This is a genomic window from Cobetia sp. 10Alg 146 (assembly GCF_029846385.1).
Lineage (GTDB): Bacteria > Pseudomonadota > Gammaproteobacteria > Pseudomonadales > Halomonadaceae > Cobetia > Cobetia marina.
Window position 1 is genome coordinate 16880 of the sequence record NZ_JARWKT010000010.1, and the last position, 20194, is coordinate 37073.

The following is a 20194-nucleotide window of genomic DNA, read 5'->3' on the forward strand; positions in this document are numbered from 1 at the left end:
ATTTTCTTGATTGCACAAAAAAACCCCCGCCATTGGCGGGGGTTTCGTTCAGCGATGACGCTTACAGATGTGCGTATCGCGGGTCAGCAGAGTTCCTGCCCGGCTCACGCCTCGCGACGGGACTCGGCCAGATCGACCAGTTCACGCAGTGCGACGGCGAACAGCGGGAAGCTCAACTGGGCACCACTCTTCATCTCGCCCAGCAGTGAGCACCAGCGGCTGACCAGTCCTTCATGGCTTGCCATCCAGTTGTCGACACGCTCATCGATCTCGCGCGGGGCATTGTCCTGCTTGAGCACGCTGACGGTCAGGGCCAGCTGCTGACGATCCAGGTCATCACGGAAGCTCTCGCGCGCCTGGGCCTGCCAGCTGTCCTGCACCTCGAGGCCGTTGATCTTGTCGCCGACCCACGGCAGCTCGAGACGATGGCCGATGCCGTAGAAGGCTTCCGCGACACGGTTGATCTTCTCGCCGGTCACCTTGGCGGCCTCGATGATGCCGAGACCGGCATACAGGCTTGAGGTCGCCGCGATGGTGCTGGCCAGCGCTTCCGGAACGCCTGCCTCGACGTAGTGGTCGCGACGAGCCTCCCAGTGCTCGCGGGCTTCGCCCTTGAGGCGCTCGCCGATGCTCTCGGACAGCTGAGCCAGACGCGGCGCGAAGTGCGAGATGCTCTCCTTGACGCCCATGCTGCTGCGCTGACGCAGGAACCAGCGGGTGGCGCGACGCATCAGGCGCATCAGATCGCTCATCATGCGGTACTGCATGTCGGCCGGCACCTGGTGATCCAGCGCCTCGATCTGGGTCCACAGCGCTTCCAGGTTGAAGCTGTCACGCGCCACGATGTAGGCACGCGCAATCTCGGCCTTGCCGGCACCGGTGGTGTCTTCCAGGCGACGCACGAAGGCGATGCCCATGTGATCCACCAGGTCATTGGCGATCTGGGTGGCAGCGATCTCACGCTTCAGACGGTGCTGATACATTTCCTCCGGGAAGCGCTCCATCAGCACGCGCGGGAAGGCGCGCTCCAGATGCTGCTGCACGTAGCTGTCATCCGGCACGTCAGAGGCGATCAGGCTGGTCTTGAGATCGCTCTTGGCGTAGGACACCAGCACGGACAGTTCCGGCAGGGTCAGGGCTTCACCGGCATTGGAACGCTCGATCAGCGCCTCATCGGAAGGCAGGAACTCGAGCTCGCGATCCAGGGTACCGGCCGCTTCGAGTTCATTGATGAAGCGACGGAAGACACCCATGCCTTCCTTGGACTGCAGCTCGGAGAGCGACAGTGCCTGGGTCTGGCGATAGTTGTCCTTGATCACCAGCTCGCCGACCTCGTCGGTCATCTCGGCCAGCTGCTGGTTGCGCTGCTTGTCGGTCAGGTCACCGCGGGCGACGATGTCGTCCAGCAGGATCTTGATGTTGACCTCGTGATCCGAGCAGTTCACGCCACCGGCGTTGTCGATAAAGTCGGTGTTGACGCGCACGCCACGCTTGGCTGCGGCTTCCATGCGGCCACGCTGGGTCAGCCCCAGGTTGCCGCCCTCTCCGACCACCTTGCAGCGCAGCTCGTTGCCGTTGATGCGCAGACCGTCGTTGGCCTTGTCACCGACATCGGCGTGAGTCTCGGTGGAGGCCTTGACGTAGGTGCCGATACCGCCGTTCCAGATCAGATCGACCTGCGCCTTGAGCATCGCGTTGATCAGCTCGTTGGGCGCCAGTCGGTCTTCGCGGATGTCGAAGACTTCCTTCATCTGCGGCGTGATGGTGATGGTCTTGGCATCACGCGAGAACAGACCGCCACCTTCGCTGATCAGACTCTTGTCGTAGTCGTCCCAGCTGGAACGCGGCAGACGGAACAGACGCTCGCGCTCGGCGAAGCTCTTCGCGGTGTCCGGGTTCGGGTCGACGAAGATGTTGCGGTGGTTGAAGGCACCGACCAGACGGATCTTCTCGGACAGCAGCATGCCGTTGCCGAAGACGTCACCGGCCATGTCACCGATACCGACTACGCTGAACTCGTCTTCCTGGATGTTGATGCCCATCTCGCGGAAGTGACGCTGCACACTGACCCAAGCGCCCTTGGCGGTGATGCCCATACCCTTGTGGTCATAGCCGTTGGCGCCACCGGAGGCGAAGGCATCGCCCAGCCAGAAGCCGTACTCGTTGGAGATGGCATTGGCGATGTCGGAGAAGGTCGCGGTGCCCTTGTCCGCCGCGACCACCATGTAGGGGTCGTCTTCGTCATAGCGCACGACGGCGTTCGGCGGTACCACGTCACCACCGGACAGGTTGTCGGTGATGTCGAGCAGTGCGCGGATGAAGATCTGGTAGCAGGCGATACCTTCTTTCTGGATCACGTCACGGTCGTTGCTTTCCGGCATGCGCTTGCAGACGAAGCCGCCCTTGGCACCCACCGGCACGATGACCGCGTTCTTGACCTGCTGCGCCTTGACCAGCCCCAGCACTTCGGTGCGGAAGTCCTCGTGACGGTCGGACCAGCGCAGACCACCGCGCGCGACCTTGCCACCGCGCAGGTGCACGCCCTCGACGCGCGGCGAGTAGACGAAGATCTCGAACATCGGACGCGGCTTGGGCACGTCCGGAATCTGACGGGTATCGAGCTTGAAGCTGATGTAGTCCTTGGCCTGACCATCTTCCGCCGGCTGGAAGAAGTTGGTGCGCAGCGTGGCCATCATCAGATCCACGTAGCGACGCAGCAGACGGTCGTCGTTGAGGCTGGAGACCTGATCGAGCAGACCGTTGATGCGCTCGCGGCAGGCGCTGACGTCATCCTCATCGCCCTGACCCTGCGGGTCGAAGCGCAGGTTGAACAGCTGCACCAGCTCGCGGGTGATATCCGGATGGCTGCCCAGGGCATTGGCGATGTAGGCCTGGGAGAGGCCGAAGCGGATCTGCTTCAGGTAACGCGCGTAGGCACGCAGCATCGCCACTTCACGCCAATCAAGGCCGGAGCCGATGATCAGGCGGTTGAAGGCGTCGGATTCGGCTTCGCCGGACCAGATCTTCTTGAAGGCTTCGATGAAGCTCTCGCGCACTTCGGACAGCTCGACTGCGCCCTTGCCGTGATGCTCCAGATCGAAATCGTGGATCCAGCAGGTGGCATCGCTGCGCTCGATCTCGTAAGGACGCTCGCCGATGACGCGCAGCCCCAGGTTCTCGAGAACCGGCAGCACGTCGGACAGCGGAATCGGCTGATGCTTGTGGAACAGCTTCAGGTTGACACCCGAGTTGTCATCCTCGACCAGACGATAGGTGCTCAAGGCCACGACATCGCCTTCATCCAGCGCACGCAGATGGCCCACGTCGTAGACGGCGGTGCGCGGCGAGAAGTCATCACGGTAGCTGCCCGGGAAGGCATCGCGATAACGGCTCATCAGTTCATTGGCCTGCTCTTCACCGAAGCCTTCCACCATCGCGGCATGCAGCTCGTCACGCCAGCTGCGTGCCAGCTGGGCGATCTTGTTCTCCAGCGCGCGCATGTCGTACTGGCCAGGCTCGTCGCCCTTGAAGCGCAGGATGAACTGGATGCGTGTCAGCACGGATTCGGACAGATACGGCGTGAAATCACCGAAGGTGGCATCCAGCTCTTCGCAGAGCAGATTCTGGATGCGCACGCGCAGGTCGGTGGAGTAGACATCGCGCGGCACGAACACCAGCACGGAGAAGAACTTGCCGAAGCGGTCTTCACGCACGATCAGACGCACGCGACGACGCTCACGGATATTGAGGATGCTGGTGGCGGTGCGGGTCAGCTCATCCGTGGAGATCTGGAAGAGGTCATCACGCGGATAGACTTCCAGAATCTGCAGCAGGTGCTTGCCGTTGTGGCCCTTCGGGTTGACCCCGGCGGCCTCCATGACGTCCTGCACCTTGCGACGCAGAATCGGCACGTTGCGCGGACTCTGGTTGTAGACCGTGGAGGTGTAGAGCCCCAGGAAACGACGCTCGCCGATCACGCGGCCTTCGGCATCGAAGCGCTCGACAGTGATGTAGTCCGGATAGGCCGGACGGTGCACGCGGGCGTGGAAGGCGCTCTTGGCGAAGGACAGCAGCTCCGGGATCAGCACGTACTGATCGCTGTTGACGCTCTGCTGATGGCGGGACTGCTCGTGATAGCGCTCGAGGTCCAGCTTCAGGACGCCAAGCTCGGAACCCTCGACCTTGCTCAGCACGCGAGTACCGTCTTCCTGCTCTTCGACGGTGTATTCGTCATAGCCGAGGAAGGTGAAGTGATCGTTGCCCATCCACTCCATGAACTCGCAGGCTTCCTGGTGATCCGCCTCGGACACGGTGGCAGGACGGTTGTCACGCAGCTCTCTGAGCGCCTGAGCCCCCTGGGAGCGCATGGCCTCGAAATCCGCCACGGCGACCCGCACTTCAGCCAGCACTTCACTCAGGCTGTTTTCCAGATCTTCGAGCATCTCGCCATCGTTGTGACGATCGATCTCGATGTAGATCAGTGACTCGCGCGTCTCGGGAGCGTTCTCGGCGCGCGGCGCGGTCACGCGCTCCAGCTGACCGGAGGCGTCGCGCGCCACGGCCAGCACGGCATTGTGGATGGCATGCACGGTGATACCGCGACGATTGAGCTCGATGCGCACCGAGTCCACCAGGAAGGGCATGTCCGGGTGCAGCACTTCGATGATGGTATGGGTGGACTGCCAACCATGCTTCTCGAAGTCAGGGTTGTAGGCGCGCACCTTGGGGGCAGCGTGACTCTGCAGGAAGTGCCATACGGCCAGAGTGGAGCCGTAGAGGTCATCCAGCTTGCGCTCGGCCATGTCCTCGAAGGAAGCCGTCGCATGATAATCGCGCGCAAAGGCCGCGATTTCCTGCACCTTGTCCTTGGGAAGTCGCTTGTCCAGCTGCTCTTGGAGCTGCGCAAGGAATTCCTGCTTGCCGTCCGTCGCCACGTGTAGCATCAATCACCTCGACTGACCTGATGGAAGTATCAGGAAGAATAGTCATAGAGAGCCCGCGCTCGCACCCGTGACAGGATGCCAAGGCGCAGGCTCATGCAGTGCATCACAGACTAGCGCAGTCTGTGCCTCGGCCCCATGCCTGTTCCATATTGGTCATGCTGCATGACATCTGTGCATCGGGTATTGACTTGCGCCTCGCGTCATGAAACGAAAGTCTAACAAGGCGTTCATCGAGACAGACACGACGAGGCCCCGCCGCCACTATCACTCCCGATGGCTCATGGAGCCGGATCTGGAGTCTAGTTGGCAACGGGGCCTCGGCTTTTCAAGCGTCGACGCGGAAAACGCTCCGCCGTCTCTCACTTGCTGACACGCCTGCTTTCACTCACTTCCTGACGAGATAGACCCCACACTCCAGGTGGTCGGTATAGGGGAACTGGTCGAACAGCGCGAAACGCTCGATGCGATGCGTACGGCACAGCACCTCGAGATTCTCGCTCAGCGTCTGCGGGTTGCAGGAGATATAGACGATGCGTTCGTAGCGCGCGGTCTGCTCGCAGCTGTCGGCATCGAGACCGGCGCGCGGCGGGTCCACCAGCACGGTGCGGAAGTCATGATTCTCGAGGTCCATCTCCGCCACGCGCCGCCCCTCCTTCTCGCCGGCCAGTGCCAGCGAGAAGTCCTCGGCGGACATGCGCGCCACCTGGGCATTGTCGATGCCATTGGCCGCCAGATTGACCTGCGCCGAAGCCACCGACGTCCGCGAGATCTCGGTGGCCAGCACGCGACGGAAGTTCTCGGCCAGCGCGATGGTGAAATTGCCGTTGCCACAATAGAGCTCGACCAGATCGCCCTGCTCCCGGCCTTCCGCTCGCGCCTTGTCCGGATGGGTCACGTCGCGCGCCCAGCTGAGCATGGAGCGGCAGATCTCGGCGTTGGGCTGGGTGAAGCTGTTCTCGACCTGCTGATAGACATATTCACGTCCATCGACCTCGAGACGCTCGAAGACGTGATCGCGCGTCAGCACGAGGTGCTGCTTGCGTGAACGCCCGATGATCATGATGTCGAGTTCCTGCTCCAGCGCGCGCGCCTCGGCTTCCCAGTCCTCTTCCAGCTTGCGGTGATAGATCAGCGTGACCAGTGCCTCGCCACTCAGGGTGGTGAGGAATTCACACTGGAACAGACGCTCACGCAGCACCGGACTGGCCTTGAGTCGCTCACGCAGCAGCGGCATCAGCGTATTGATGCGCTGGCTGGCCACCGGGAAGTCGTCCATGCGCACCACCGTCTTCTTCTTGTTGCCCTCGTCGTCGAATTCCACCTCGAACATCGCATAGTAGAGGTCGTCATCCTCATGCCAGATACGAAATTCGCAGCGCATGCGGTAATGACTGGGCGGCGAGGGAAACACCTCGAGCTCCGGCGCATCGAAGGCGGCGAAACGGGCGCGGGTCTGCTCGGCCTTCTCGGCAAGCTGCTGTTCATACTGACTGGGATCGACGACGGCGATGGCCACACTGACTCCTGCCTGCGGGCATACCGCAGCACTGAAACGATGAGCAAAGGGACGCGGATGAGGTCATGGAGAGCCATGCCGATCACGTCCATTCAAAGGTTGGGCGCGCTAGCCTACCACCGGCAGCGCGAAGCTCAAGCACGGGTTGGTGACTCATGCAGCGACAGGGGCCGTCAGGGGCCGAGCGCGAGTCCTCGAGGGGCGGCAAACCCCTGGCTTTCAAGTGCAGTGGCAAGGCCGGGCTGACAGGCGTCCGTCGCCAGGGCGATGCCTGCGTCAGACACCTCGTCTTGCGCCAGCGTGGGCTGCGCCGTGCGGGCCGGCAACTCCAGCACATGGGCCACGCGCCGTGCGATCGCCGCGCCGGAATCCACCAGCGCCAGCGGTGGTTCACCCGGAGCATTCCTGCCCAAGGCGCTGGCGATATCCGCGCTGAGCAGCGGGAAGTGGGTACAGCCGAGAATCACCACCTCCAGCCCCGGTACCGCCGCGAGATCCGCCAGACTCGCCGCGACCACCTCGGGGCGAGCCGCCTCGCCACGCAGACGGCGCTCGGCCTCGGCGACCAGCGGGTCCGCCGCGACGCGAATCACCTGGCAGTCCGCCGCGAAATCATGGATCAACTGCTCGGTATAGGCACGCCTCACCGTGGCGGAGGTGGCCAGCAAGCCGAACACTGGCGGCTCGCCCTGTGCGCGGCGCACCGCGCTCTGACGGCTGCGCGCCAGCAGCGCGGCAGGCTTGATCGCCGGTACGGTACCGATCACCGGAATCGACAACGTCTCGCGCAATGCCTGCAGCGCCAGCGTGCTGGCGGTATTGCACGCCACCACCAGGGCACGCGCTCCACTTGCCTCGACCGCCGCCGCACACACTTGCGCGATGCGCGTCACCAGCCAGTCATCGGCCTTGGTGCCGTAGGGGAGCGCGGCGTTGTCACACACATAGGCCAGCGGCAACGTCGGCCATTGGCGGCGAATCTCCGCCGCCACCGAGAGTCCTCCGACCCCCGAATCGAAGATCAGCACCGGCGCGTCAGATAGGAGGACATGGGACTGGCTGACAACGGAGCCTGAAGGGGCGGTGGAAGGCGCCATGGTGATGATATCTCGCGCTGCGAAAGAGGAAGGTCGGCTGCAATGGCGCGCTATTTTACCTGCTTGGTAACGATGTAGGTGAAGTAACGATCGATCCCCAGCTCGGAGACCAGCCAGCGGTCGATCAATCGCTGGTAGGCATCGATGCTCGCCGTCTCGAGACGCAGCAGATAATCCACGCCGCCGCCGACCGCCACACACTCGATCACCTCGTCCGCCTCGCGCATGGCGCGCTCGAAGCGCTGGAAGCTCTCGGCATCGTGATGCTTGAGGTGTATCTCCACCCATACCGGCGTGCGCGGGGCTGCCACCACGGCACCGCCGCGCTGCGCCTCGAGCAGCGCCTGATTGATGCGCGCCGAATAGCCCTCGATGATACCGGCCTGCTCAAGGCGCTTGACCCGCTCCCAGCACGGGCTGACCGACAGATTGATCTCCTCGGCCAGCCGCGACTTGGTGATGCGACCATCGCGCTCGAGGATCGCCAGAATCTTCAGATCGAAGGCATCAAGCCTGGGCGCGGGCATCGCGCGCGCAGCGCCTGAACTCATGAGGCATCTCGCGCCAGATCGTCCACCACCTCGGCGATCACCGCCAGCGTATCGCCGAGACTGACCTGCGCCGGGAAGCGCCGTGCCACCAGCACGCCGTCGCGCTCAGCACGATATTCCACCGCCGGTTGACCGGCCCGCCCCAGCGGGTAGACCCGAGCCACGCACTGCCCCGCGCTGACCTGCTCACCCAGCGCCACGCACAGTTCCAGCAGGCCTTCATGCTCACTCTGCACGTAGCAGCTGGCATCCGGCATGTCGATCAGCAGCGGCCTGGCCGCCTGGTCGGCATGGCGTCGCTCGACATCGCCCTCCAGGTCGGCACGACTGCGTTCGCGCAGCACGCCACTGAAGGCGAGGAAGTTGTCGACGCCACGGTCGGCGATCGCCTGGCGCTCAGGCGTGGTGGAACCGCCGCCCCCCAGCTCCGTGGTGACGAAGACCTTGCCCTGGCGTTCCACGGCAGTGTCGTAGAGCGCCTCGGCATCCAGCTCGAACATCATCATCGCCGAAGGCGCACCGAAGGCCAGCGCGCCGGCCAGACTCTCGGCTTCCTGATGACGGCACTGCTCCACGCCCAGCGACGCCTCGAGATAGTCCAGGCGGTGCGCGGCCGCGAACGGCAGGATATCCAGGGTGCGGCCACCGGAATGCAGGTCCAGCGCGTAGTCACACTGCGGTACCAGCACCCGGGTGAAATAGTCGGCGATCTGCTCGGTAGGTCCCCCCTCGGGATCGCCGGGGAAGCTGCGATTGAGATTGCCGCCATCAAGTGGCGAGCAGCGCCGGCCGGCCTTGGCCGCCAGCGCATTCATGGTCGGCACGATGATGACACGCCCCTGCACGTCCTCGGGCGTGAGGCGGGCCGCCAGCTTGTAGAGCGCGGTGATGCCCTCGTACTCGTCACCGTGATTGCCGCCGGTGAGCAGCACCGTGGGGCCTTCACCGTTGGCGATCACGCTGACCGGGGTCATCACGGCACCCCAGGCAGACTCATCGGTGGAAATCGGCAACTTGAAGAAGCCGTGCTGAAGGCCATCGGCGTTCAGGTCAATGGTCAGGCTGACGGGAGATTCACGCATGACAGGCCTCCTTGGCCGGACGAACTCACAACAACAAAGGCGTATGGCATCGCATCACTGACGAACGGCCAGCCCGTCACTTGACGAACAGCTGGCGGGGCACGTCACACAATGGCTCGGCACCATTCTCGGTGATCAGGATCGACTCGGTGATCTCGAGCCCCCAGTCATCCATCCACATGCCGGGCATGAAGTGGAAGGTCATGCCCGGTTCCAGCACCGTCTCGTCACTGGGGCGCAGACTCATGGTGCGCTCGCCCCAATCCGGCGGATAGCTGATGCCGATGGGATAGCCGCAACGTGCGCCCCCCCGGTCGAAGCCGTACTTGTCCATCGCCGCGCCCAGCGCCAGCGCGATGTCGCAGCAGCGATTGCCCGGCCTGGCGATGGCCAGGCCACTTTCGATGCCTTCCAGCAGGGCGGACTCGCCGCGCACGAAATCGCGCGGCGGCCGACCGAGAAACACGGTGCGCGAGAGCGGCGCGTGATAGCGCTTGTAGCAGCCGGCGATCTCGAAGAAGGTGCCCTCGCCCTCGCGAAACGGCGTGTCATCCCAGGTCAGGTGAGGGGCAGCGGCATCACTGCCGGTCGGCAGCAATGGCACGATGGCCGGATAGTCGCCGCCGAGAATCTCGCCATTCGGCCCGACCACACCCTCGACCCCGACACGATAGATCTCGGCGACCAGTGCGCTCTTGGGCAGGCCCGGCTCGATCATCTCGAGGATGCGCGAGTGCATGCGCTCGACGATGCGCCCCGCCACGCGCATGTAGGCGATCTCCTGCTCGGACTTGATCGCCCGACACCAGTTGACCAGCGAGTTGGCGTCCACCAGTCGCGCGTGGGGCAACTCCTTGACCAGCGCCAGATGGGCACGCGCCGAGTAGTAGTAGTTGTCGAGTTCGACCCCCACCACGCCGTCGTGCCAGCCGCGCTGCGGCAGGATCGACTGGGCGAGAAACTCCATCGGATGCATGTCCGGATTCTGCACGTAGTAATCCGGATACCACAGGATGTTGTCCTCGCCCATCCAGCAGGTACGCAGCGCGCCGTTGCCGTCCTGACGGCGTCCGTACCAGACTGGCTCACCGCTCAGACCCAGCAGTACACATTGGTGCACATAGAAGGACCAGCCGTCATAACCGGTCAACCAGGCCATGTTGGAGGGGTCGGAAATCACCATCACATCGATGCCGGCACGCGCCATCGCTTCCCGGACACGCTGGATACGGGCGTGATATTCCCCGATGGTGAAGGCCTGGCGTCCGGCCGACAGTGGCCGCGGTACCCAGTTGTCGGGCATCGCCTGCGCTTCGCCATTCGGCAAGTTGTTGAGCCCCGCGAATGGAGGCTGGGCAATAGGCGGATGCGACGGGAATTGGCTCATGCAGCGCTCCTGTTCAATCAGGCCTTGAGGCAAGCAGCACGTCGGGGCGGAGCCTTACGCGCGCCTCTGGTGCCCAGAGCCGTCAACGTATATGCGAACATCCGAATTCCCCTCTTGATTCGAGTCTGTCACTCTGCCGACAGCGGGTCAAAGGCGACTCTGGCACTGTCGCCCTTCCCTTCGGCCCTTGCAAGGGCCGCGCCATCATCACGACATCACCGGGAAATACTCCAGGGCCTTTCAGGAGACTCTTTCAGATGAGCCACATGCGAATTCTGGTACATCACGAGCGGGCAGAACGCTGGTGCGAGGCACTACGTGAGCGTCTGGACAGCAGCGACATCGAGATCCTTGCCGATGACGGCGAGACTCTGGGCGACATCCTGGTGGTGTGGGCACCCCCGGCGGCACTGTTCGAGCGGCATCGCGATCACGACGTGAAGGCGATTCTCAATCTGGGTGCCGGCGTGGACAGCCTGCTGGCCAATCCCGCCCTGCCTCGAGAGGTGCCGGTGCTCAAGCTGCGCGATGCCGGCATGGCCAGCCACATGCTCGATTACGTGCGCTACGGCCTGCTGCACTTCCGACGTGACTTCGATCGCTACGCTGTCCAGCAGTCAGAGCGTCACTGGGCGCCACATCGCGTGGTGCGCGCCAGGCATTATCCGGTCGCGGTGCTCGGCCTGGGTGCCATCGGCCGGCAGATCGCCGAGGCGCTGGCGGCAGACGGCTACCCCGTGCATGGCTTCAGCCGCAGCGCCCACACCCTGGAGGGCGTGACCTGCCACCATGAACAGGGGGAAGGCGGTCGCTCGCTCAAGGCAGTGCTGGGAGATGAAACGCTTGGCCTCAAGGCGGTGATCAACCTGCTGCCCAACACCACCGCCACTCGCGACGTGCTGAATGCAGAGGTCTTCGCGGCCCTGCCCGATGACGCCGTGCTGATCAATCCCGGCCGCGGCAGCAGCGTGGTCGAGGAGGATCTGCTCGCGGCGCTGGAGAAGGATCAGTTGCGCGGCGCGCTGCTGGATGTCTTCCAGCATGAGCCGCTCGCCGGCGACAGCCCGCTGTGGCAGCACCCGAAGGTGATCATCACCCCGCACGCCGCCGCCCCGACCCCGGTCTCCGAGGCCGCCGACCAGCTGGCGGAGAACATCCGCCGCGTGCAGCGCGGTGAGTCCCTGACGGGCATCAGTCTGGAACACGGCTACTGAGGCGTGCGTTTCACACCGGAAGCGCAGTGGTCGACTTGAGACACTCCATCGCGAAGCGTGCCGAGACATCGGTGAGGTCATCGAGGGTATTGACCAGCTGCTTGTAGACACGGTCGTAGGCATTCATGTCCGCGACCTGAACCTTGAGCAGGTAGTCATAGTCGCCCGCCATGCGATAGAACTCGGTGACTTCCTCGATCTCCTCGATCACCGCCACGAACCGTTCGAACCAGGCCCGCGAATGATCGCGGGTCTTGAGTTGCACGAAGGCGGTCAGCCCCAGCCCGACCCGCTCGGCATCCAGCAGCGCCACCCGCGCGGTGATCACCCCGCATTCCTCCAGCCGCTTGAGGCGCTTCCAGCAGGGTGAGGTGGTCAGATGCACCGACTCCGCCAGTGCCGCCAATGACAGGCTGGCATCACGCTGCAACAGCCGCAGCAGCGCGCGGTCCGTGGCATCGAGCACAATTTTCTCCATACTCCCTCCTCACGACAAAATCTTGCTATAGAACATGGCCTACGCCATGACAACTGGCAAGTTTTGCCTGACAGCCGGTCGTACCATGAAGGCTCCTCCCCGCCACAGGAACCGCTGCCATGCCGACCACTGCCTTTCCCCCTCGCTCGCCGTGTGCGCCCTCTTCACTCGCCACTCCCTCGGAGGGCTTGCTGCACAGGGCGCCTCTGGAAGCATGGCGACAGGAGTGCCTGGCACAGCTGACCGCCTTGAAGGCAGCCACGCCCGTCACTCCGCTCAGGGAGCTTGCGCTTTGCGGGCTTGGCGAGGCGCGCGTGCTGATCAAGGACGAGCGCGCCCACGCCAGTGGTTCACTCAAGCATCGACTGGCCATGGCGTTGTTCGAGCAGGCCTTGAAGCAAGGCTGGCTCAGTCCCGGACGCCCGGTCATCGACGCCTCGTCAGGCTCCACGGCGGTCTCTGAAGCGTGGCTGGCACGCCGCCTGGGACTGGAATTCATCGCCGTGGTGCCCAAGGGCACCGCATGTGACAAGTTGAAGGCGATTCGTGACGAGGGCGGGCGTGTCGTGGAGATCGAGAATGCCGCCCACCTCTGCCAGTCCGCCCAGGCGCTGGCCGAGGACAGCGGCGGCCACTTCCTCAATCAGTTCCAGCATGCCGCCACGGCCAGCGACTGGCAGAGCGAGACAAGCCTGCCGGGCGAGTGTCTGGCACAGATCGCCGAACGCGAGCTGCCGGAGCTTGAGGCGGTCTTTCTCGGCGCTGGCACCGGCGGCAGCGCCGCCACCTTCGCGCGCCATCTGCGTCACAAGGGTCTTCTTCGCCACTCGGGGCCTCTTCACCACAGCGGCCATGGCGCTCGCGTGATCGGAGTGGACCCCGAACACTCCGTCTATCACGCCTGTTGGCAGCACCATCACACCCATGGCACCCGCATGACCTCACTGCCCGCGCCTCAGGCACCCAACCCCATCGAGGGCATTGGCCGCCCCTGTGTACTGGAAGCGTTCGACCCCGTGCACTTCGATGATTATCGACGCATCGCGGATGCCCGCAGCCAGGCGGCGGCACTATGGCTGGCAGAGCATGCCGGGCTTGCCGTCGGGCCCTCCACCGGCACCGCCTTCGCGGGCCTGCTGGAAACCCTCGAGCTCAAGCACGCCCGCGGCGAGGCGCTGACGGGTAGCTGGCTGCTGCTGGCCTGTGATCATGCCAGCCGCTACGCCAGCACCCTGGGCGACCCCGTCTGGCGGGCGGAACACCAGTCACGCCTCGCCCCGCATCGCGCCTGGATCGAAAGACTCACCGCCTGAAACGACGACACCCCGCCAAGGCGGGGTGTCGTCGTCGAGCATCACGAGGCGCGATGGCAGCTCGTGCCACGGCTCATGTCAGTCGCAATGCATGTCAGCCGCAATGGAGGTCAGTCACGCCTCATGCCAGCAGGGCATTGAACTGACGCAGCCACTCCGGGTGGGCCGGCCAGGCCGGCGCGGTCACCAGCTTGCCGGAGGTCACGGCATCGGTGACTTCCAGTGACACGAATTCGCCACCTGCCAGCTTGACCTCCGGCGCGCAGGCCGGATAGGCGCTGACGCGATGGCCTTCCAGCGACATGGCAGCCGCCAGCAGCTGCGGGCCATGACAGACGGCGGCGATGGGCTTGTCGGCCTCGACGAAGTGACGCACCAGGTTCAGCACGCGCTCGTCCAGACGCAGGTACTCGGGAGCGCGGCCACCGGGGATCAGCAGCGCATCGTAGTCTTCCGCCTTGAGGTCGGCGAAGCTCGCGTTGAGCGCGAAGTTGTGACCCGGCTTCTCGGTATAGGTCTGATCGCCTTCGAAGTCGTGGATCGCCGTCTTGACGATATCGCCTTCACGCTTGTCCGGGCATACCACATCGACCCGATGACCCATCGCCTGCAGCGCCTGGAACGGCACCATCAGCTCATAGTCTTCCACAAAATCTCCGGCAATGATGACAATGCTGGCCATGATGATCTCCTGATTGAACAAACGGGGTTGGCATCACTGCATCGCGCTCGCCTGACATCACCTCTGCCTGACATGTCGGGAAGCCTGCAGCTCACGCACAAGGCGTTCCCAGAGTACCTGTCCGGCGCGCATGAGCAAGCGCTGAAATAACGTCCTGTGCCTGATGCGCCTGTCATCGGGGCCATCGCCAGCAGGTCCTCATGCATCATCCACGACTGGCAGGAGAGGTGCGCCAGCGCGAGGGAACCTTGCATGCGGCCACGCTGCCCAATCATCATGCTCTCGCCCCGAACGACACCACTCCCCAAGGGCGGCCCCATTTGCGGACAGAAAGCTTCGACAGGAGTCACCATGCTTGCCCTTGTACCACGACGAATCCACTGGACACGCCTGCGACGGATACCCTCGCCTTGCCGCCTGAACGGCTGGCTTGGCGCGATGCTGCTGGGATCAGCCCTGTTGAGCACGGCGCAACAGGCGAGCGCTGACGTGAGCAGCGCGGAGTCTCCCGTGCCCTTCACCGCTCAATACACCCTGGTGCTGGACGGCTGGCCGGATGTGCCCATCACGCAGCGCATCAGCCAGAGCGGGGAGCTTTACATCGCCAGCATGGAGGCCTCCATCAAGGTGGCCAGTGGCTACGAGCAGGGACGCTTCCTCCTCAAGGAGGGCCAGCTGCAGCCGGCCGGGTATCGTTCCGGTTATCGTCTGGCGGGTATCGGCAAGGACTACAGCCGCGAGGCACCCGAGCCTGACGAGACGCTCCTCCCCGACCGCCAGACCCTGCTGGTACTGCTGAGCCAGCAGGCCGATGCCCAGTGGGCCGCGGGAAGTTGCCTGACGGGAGCCCCCTGTGCGCTGGAATATCTGGATCACAAGGGGCGCACCCGGACACTGATGTATGAGATCCAGGCCCAGGAATCCCGCGTGGCCGCCGGTCAGACCTTCCGCACCCTGCGGCTGGACACCTGGCGCAAGCATCGTGATCAGAAGCACTACCGCCTGTGGCTGGCCCCCCGCTGGCCGGGCCTGATGGTGGCTCTCGACTACCTCGACTACGAGGACAGCCCCGCAGGTGAAGTCCCCGAGCGCTCCGCACATCTGACCCTCGACCGGCTCAGCAGCTCGCGGCGCCAGGCCAGTCCGTGACCCGTCGTGAGGCTCGGTATCCGGTGCTCGGTGTCCAGAACTCTGTGTCCGGTGCTCTGAGTCCAGAACTCTGAGTTCAGAACTCGGTGTCCAGGCCGCGGCATAAGCCGCGCTGATCCCCCATCAGCAGTTATCGCGCAGGATCCACTCCCGGGGATACCCTCTGTCCCCGGCAATCGTTACAGTAACCCTTCCCAGTGATACTCACTGACAATCAATCGCTTACGTCGCTCTGGTCCTGTCGACGGCCAATGACAAGGAAGGGTCATGCTCTCGGGTCTCATCTTCATCCTGCTGCCGCTGATTCTCGGCTATCTGGTGCGTATCGAGCAGCCCGCACGCCTGGCGGTCGTCAATCAGCTGGTGAATGCCTCGATCTACGTCATCCTGTTCCTGATGGGCATGGGGCTTGCCGGGCTGGAGCAACTCGGCGCCGGCATGGCCGCCATGAGCGGGCAGGCGGTGATTCTGTTCGCCATCATCACGCCATTGAATCTGCTGGCACTGTGGGCGCTGTCACGTCGCAGTGCACTGCGTGCGGATGCCTCACGCGTGGTGGAAGGAGCGCCGATGACCCGCTGGGAAGCGCTGTCCGGCTCCCTGACACTGGCGGCGGCGGTCGCGCTGGGCGTCGCGGCGGGCGTCGTGCTGGGGCTGATGGAGATCTCGCTCGACACCGACACCCTGGCCGAGTGGGCACTCTATGCCCTGCTGGCGTTGATCGGCTGCCAGCTGAGAAGCTCCGGCATGAGCCTGCGCCAGATCCTGCTCAACCGCCATGGCCTGTTCATCGCGCTGACGGTGATGGCGAGCTCGCTGCTGGGCGGACTGCTGGCGGCACCGCTTCTGGCACTCGACTGGAATCAGGGCATGGCGATGTCGGCCGGTTTCGGCTGGTATTCGCTGTCAGGCATCCTGATCGGTGATCAGCTCGGGCCGATTCTGGGTGGCGCAGCCTTCTTCAATGACCTGAGCCGTGAACTGCTCGCCTTCCTGTTGATCCCTCTGACCATCCAACGCTTCACGCCGCTGGCCATCGGCTTCGGCGGCGCGACCTCGATGGACTTCACTTTGCCGGTCATCCAGCAGACCGGCGGCGTTGCCTGCGTGCCCGTGGCCGTCGTATCCGGCTTTCTGCTCTCGCTGGCCTCGCCGCCGATGATCCTGTTCCTGCTCTCGCTCAGCCACGTCTGACGTCGTGGTCCTTGCCGATGACACCCCGGAACGGTGACACTCGGCCTCTCTCTTTCCAGCGCCTGACATTGCCATGCCGCCTCTGCATCACACTCCACCGCGCCCCAGACGCGTGACGCTCGCCGACATCGCCGCTCGCCTGGGCGTGACCAAGGTCACGGTCTCGCGCGCGCTCAACCAGCCCGAAAAGGTCTCCGCCGCCATGCGCGAGCGGGTACGGGAGTGCGCCCGCGAACTGGGTTACATGCCCAACCGTCAGGCCGGCAGCCTCGCCAGTGGTCGCTCCCGGCTGATCGCGCTGCTGATCCCGTCACTGTCCAATGCCGTGTTCTCGGAACTGCATCGAGGGCTTGAGGCACCGCTGGCCGCCGCCGGCTATCAGCTGCTGATCGGCCATACCGGCTATTCGATGGAAGAAGAGGAGCGCCTGATCGAGACCTGGCTCTCGTTCGGCGTGGACGGTCTGGTGCTGTGCGGCAGCCGCCACAGCGAACGCGTCACCGAGATGATCGCGCGCTCCGGCTGTGCCGTGGTGGAGTGCATGGAAAAGCGTGAGGCGCCACTGGACATGGCGGTGGGGCTGGATCAGCACGCCGCCGGCCGCGCCATGGCGGAGGCGATGATCGAGAGTGGCCGCCGGCACATCGGCTTTCTGGCCGCGCGCATGGACCGCCGCGTCGAGCAGCGTCTGGCGGGCTGGCGCGCCGCCGTCGAGGCCGCCGGCCTGTCACAGGAGTACCTGATGACCACTCCGGCACCCTCAAGCGTCAAGCTGGGCGGCGAATTGCTGGACGAGATGCTGACTCGGTGGCCGAATCTCGACGCCGTCTTCTGCTGCAACGACGACCTGGCCGCCGGTGCACTGTTCGAGTGTCAGCGTCGCGGCCTGGAAGTGCCGGCACGGCTGGCGCTGGCCGGCTTCAATGGTCTGGAGATGACCCGTGGCACCTGGCCTGCGCTTGCCAGCGTGGTCACGCCGCGCCGAGAGATCGGCGAACGCACCGCCGCCCTGCTGCTGGCACGCCTGAGCGGCGACCACGCCTCCACGCCGCGTGGCCTGTGGGAAGACCTGGGCTTCAGCCTGCAGAGAGGCGGGAGTCTGCCCCGGGCGTGAGCGCTTTCGAGGATGCGTGCTGCGCCGTCAGCTGCTGACATACCTGTTCGACCAACGCCTGCGGTGTGGCACTGATGTCGAGGGTATAGACGCGCTCCGTCTCACGCTCAGGCACCTCCAGGGTCGCCAGCTGGTCATCGAGCATGGCGGCGCCCTTGAAGAAGTGATCGGTGCGCGCCTCCAGACGCTCCAGCAACAGCTCGCGCGTGCCTTCCAGGAACACGAAGCCCAGCGCCGCATCCCCGCCACGCAGCTGATCGCGATAGCGTCGCTTCAGCGAGGAGCAGGCCAGCACCAGACTGCGTCCCTCGCGGCGCGCCTCATCGATCAGCTCGACCAGGCGGGCCAGCCAGCCATGGCGGTCTTCATCATTGAGCGGGATGCCGCGCGCCATCTTGGCCACGTTGGCCTCGCCATGATAGTCATCACCGTCGATGAACTGCGCCCCCAGACATGCCGCCAACGCCTGGCCGACATGCGACTTCCCGCACCCGGACACGCCCATCACCACCAGTCGCACCCCACCCTCGGGCAAGGTGACGCTCTCGTCGTCCAGCGCGACGCTGCCCTGAGCGGACGCCGTGGATGACCCCCCTTCTGCCTGCTGCTGCATGACACCCCTTCCCCTTGAAGAATATCCGTGTTGTCTGTCGTCCCACCTTGCCACCCGGGCCGGCCACGGCGAACCCTGCGTGGCGAGCCCATGAGCGGCGGCGCTGCGCAGGATACCCCGCGCAGGCATCATCCATGTCGTGGCGACCCGGCGACATGCACCTTTCGGATCATTGCACAGACGCTTATGTTACCGGTAACTTTCATCCTGCACGAAGCAACAGGTCTTGCACAACAGGTCTTGCACAACAGGTCTGCACAACAGGTCTGCACAACAGGTCTGCACAACAGGTCTGGCAAAACCGGCCCTGCACCACAGGCCTCACACGACACGCCTCACACCATACGCCCAAGGCCGTGGCAGATCGTACCGCCACCGCCAGCCGCAAGAGTTCGCCATCATGTCCCCAGATAGCACCCTCGTCCTTGCCGCCCTCGGCGGTATCCTGCTGCTGCTGTACCTCGTCATGCGACTGCGCCTGCACGCCTTCGTCGCCCTGCTGGTGGTGAGTCTGGGGGTCGGGCTGGCCACCGGCATGCAGCCCGACGCCATCATCGATTCCGTCACCAACGGCATGGGCAACACCCTGGGCTTCGTGGCCACCGTGGTCGGGCTCGGCGCGATGTTCGGCAAGATGCTGGAAGTGTCCGGCGGCGTCGACCGCATGGCCAATACCCTGCTGGGGCGCTTCGGTACCTCACGCTCCCAGTGGGCGCTGGCGCTGACCGGCTTCCTGGTCGCGATTCCGGTATTCCTGGATGTGGCCTTCATCATCCTGGTGCCGCTGGTCTATGCACTGGCACGCCGCAGCGGCCGCTCGCTGCTCTATTACGGCATTCCGCTGCTGGCCGGTCTGGCCGTCACCCACTCCTTCATTCCGCCGACGCCGGGGCCGATCGCGGTCGCCAAGCTGATCGGTGCCGACCTCGGCTACGTGATCCTGTTCGGGGCGCTGTGCGGTCTGCCGGCGATGATCGTCGCGGGGCCGATCTTCGGTCGCTTCATCGCCAAGCGTATCGATGCCAGGATCCCGGAGTACATGGAAAATGCCGGCAGCGTGATGAGCGATGAAGAGGTCAATCAGCGCGCCCCGGGCTTCGGGTTGATCCTGTCCATCGTGCTGCTGCCGCTGGCGCTGATCGTGCTCAACACCGTCTCCGGCTTCCTGTTCGGTGACGACAGTCCGCTGGTCGGCTGGCTGGGCTTTCTCGGCCATCCCTTCGTGGCGCTGAGTCTGGCCACGCTGATGGCCTTCACACTGCTGGGCACGCGTCGCGGCATGACGCGTGAACAGGTGATGGAAGTCGCCACCAAGGCACTCGAGCCGGCCGGCATCATCATTCTGGTCACCGGGGCTGGCGGTGTCTTCAAGCAGATGCTGATCGACTCCGGCGTCGGTGACGTGCTCGGCATCCTGATGGCCGACAGCAATCTGCCACCGATCCTGCTCGCCTTCCTGATCGCCACCGCGGTGCGTGTCATCCAGGGCTCGGCTACCGTGGCGATGATCACCGCCGCCGGTCTGATGGCGCCGGTGATCGATACGCTGGCGCTGTCCGGCCCGGTGCTGGGGCTGGTGGTGATCGCCATCGCCAGTGGCGCCACCGTGCTCAGCCACGTCAATGACTCCGGCTTCTGGCTGGTCAGCCGCTACTTCGGCCTGACCGAGAAGGACACCCTGAAAAGCTGGACGGTGATGGAGACGTTGATCGGCGTGATCGGCGTCAGCATGGCGCTGCTGATCGGGCTGTTCCTCTAGACACCCGCGACCCGGAGCGCTGACGAAAAGCTGCCACGTCATGTGGCAGCTTTTTTTGTGCCTGGCAAATGCCAGAATTCCCTATCGCGCCGTCTTGCACGC

Annotated in this window: 15 protein-coding genes; 6 read left to right on the plus strand and 9 right to left on the minus strand. The window is 64.4% G+C overall.

Annotated features, from left to right (window positions below; genetic code table 11):
* Window positions 1-104: 104 nt before the first annotated feature.
* The 6 genes from QD172_RS15475 to doeA all read right to left on the minus strand — a co-directional run bounded on the left by QD172_RS15475 (window position 105) and on the right by doeA (window position 10492).
* Window positions 105-4943, minus strand: coding sequence for an NAD-glutamate dehydrogenase (locus QD172_RS15475; RefSeq protein ID WP_176503215.1), 4839 nt, complete (start codon window positions 4941-4943; stop codon window positions 105-107).
* Window positions 4944-5328: 385 nt separating this feature from the next.
* Window positions 5329-6459, minus strand: a complete 1131-nt coding sequence (gene trmA, locus QD172_RS15480) for a tRNA (uridine(54)-C5)-methyltransferase TrmA (RefSeq protein WP_077378432.1) — start codon at window positions 6457-6459, stop codon at window positions 5329-5331.
* A 173-nt stretch (window positions 6460-6632) separates the two neighbouring features.
* Entirely contained in the window at window positions 6633-7487 is an 855-nt protein-coding gene (gene murI / locus QD172_RS15485; protein ID WP_279856220.1) for a glutamate racemase, read from the minus strand.
* 119 nt (window positions 7488-7606) lie between these two features.
* On the minus strand, window positions 7607-8107 hold the full coding sequence (locus QD172_RS15490; RefSeq protein WP_240499656.1) for an Lrp/AsnC family transcriptional regulator: 501 nt from the start codon (window positions 8105-8107) through the stop codon (window positions 7607-7609).
* Window positions 8104-9189, minus strand: coding sequence for a N(2)-acetyl-L-2,4-diaminobutanoate deacetylase DoeB (doeB, locus tag QD172_RS15495; RefSeq protein WP_279856221.1), 1086 nt, complete (start codon window positions 9187-9189; stop codon window positions 8104-8106). The genes QD172_RS15490 and doeB overlap by 4 nt, the downstream gene beginning before the upstream one ends.
* A gap of 76 nt (window positions 9190-9265) precedes the next feature.
* Window positions 9266-10492: an ectoine hydrolase DoeA gene (doeA, locus tag QD172_RS15500; RefSeq protein ID WP_077378504.1), complete on the minus strand. Its 1227-nt coding sequence runs from the start codon at window positions 10490-10492 to the stop codon at window positions 9266-9268.
* A gap of 341 nt (window positions 10493-10833) precedes the next feature.
* Here doeA and QD172_RS15505 point away from each other — a divergent pair, with 341 nt between their 5' ends.
* Entirely contained in the window at window positions 10834-11790 is a 957-nt protein-coding gene (locus QD172_RS15505; protein WP_333781922.1) for a glyoxylate/hydroxypyruvate reductase A, read from the plus strand.
* Between the two features lie 10 nt (window positions 11791-11800).
* Here the strand turns inward: QD172_RS15505 and QD172_RS15510 are convergent, their stop codons facing one another.
* Window positions 11801-12268 (minus strand): Lrp/AsnC family transcriptional regulator, encoded by a 468-nt coding sequence (locus tag QD172_RS15510; protein ID WP_077378421.1) that lies wholly within the window; start codon window positions 12266-12268, stop codon window positions 11801-11803.
* A gap of 119 nt (window positions 12269-12387) precedes the next feature.
* Between QD172_RS15510 and QD172_RS15515 the strand changes: the two genes are divergently transcribed.
* Window positions 12388-13581, plus strand: a complete 1194-nt coding sequence (locus tag QD172_RS15515; protein ID WP_279856222.1) for a pyridoxal-phosphate dependent enzyme — start codon at window positions 12388-12390, stop codon at window positions 13579-13581.
* Between the two features lie 121 nt (window positions 13582-13702).
* Here QD172_RS15515 and QD172_RS15520 read toward each other — a convergent pair whose 3' ends face one another.
* On the minus strand, window positions 13703-14263 hold the full coding sequence (locus QD172_RS15520) for a DJ-1/PfpI family protein (protein ID WP_077378415.1): 561 nt from the start codon (window positions 14261-14263) through the stop codon (window positions 13703-13705).
* A 351-nt stretch (window positions 14264-14614) separates the two neighbouring features.
* On the opposite strand from QD172_RS15520, the gene QD172_RS15525 reads away from it, so the two are divergent.
* The 3 genes from QD172_RS15525 to QD172_RS15535 all read left to right on the plus strand — a co-directional run bounded on the left by QD172_RS15525 (window position 14615) and on the right by QD172_RS15535 (window position 17720).
* Window positions 14615-15412, plus strand: a complete 798-nt coding sequence (locus QD172_RS15525) for a hypothetical protein (RefSeq protein ID WP_279856223.1) — start codon at window positions 14615-14617, stop codon at window positions 15410-15412.
* Between the two features lie 267 nt (window positions 15413-15679).
* Window positions 15680-16606, plus strand: coding sequence for a lysine exporter LysO family protein (locus tag QD172_RS15530; RefSeq protein ID WP_077378410.1), 927 nt, complete (start codon window positions 15680-15682; stop codon window positions 16604-16606).
* A gap of 73 nt (window positions 16607-16679) precedes the next feature.
* Entirely contained in the window at window positions 16680-17720 is a 1041-nt protein-coding gene (locus QD172_RS15535) for a LacI family DNA-binding transcriptional regulator (RefSeq protein WP_176493545.1), read from the plus strand.
* Here QD172_RS15535 and QD172_RS15540 read toward each other — a convergent pair.
* The gene (locus QD172_RS15540; RefSeq protein ID WP_347882036.1) at window positions 17683-18333 is read right to left on the minus strand and encodes a gluconokinase; all 651 of its coding nucleotides are present in this window, start codon (window positions 18331-18333) and stop codon (window positions 17683-17685) included. The genes QD172_RS15535 and QD172_RS15540 overlap by 38 nt on opposite strands.
* Before the next feature lie 400 nt (window positions 18334-18733).
* On the opposite strand from QD172_RS15540, the gene QD172_RS15545 reads away from it, so the two are divergent.
* Window positions 18734-20092: a gluconate:H+ symporter gene (locus tag QD172_RS15545; protein ID WP_279856224.1), complete on the plus strand. Its 1359-nt coding sequence runs from the start codon at window positions 18734-18736 to the stop codon at window positions 20090-20092.
* Window positions 20093-20194 lie beyond the last annotated feature (102 nt).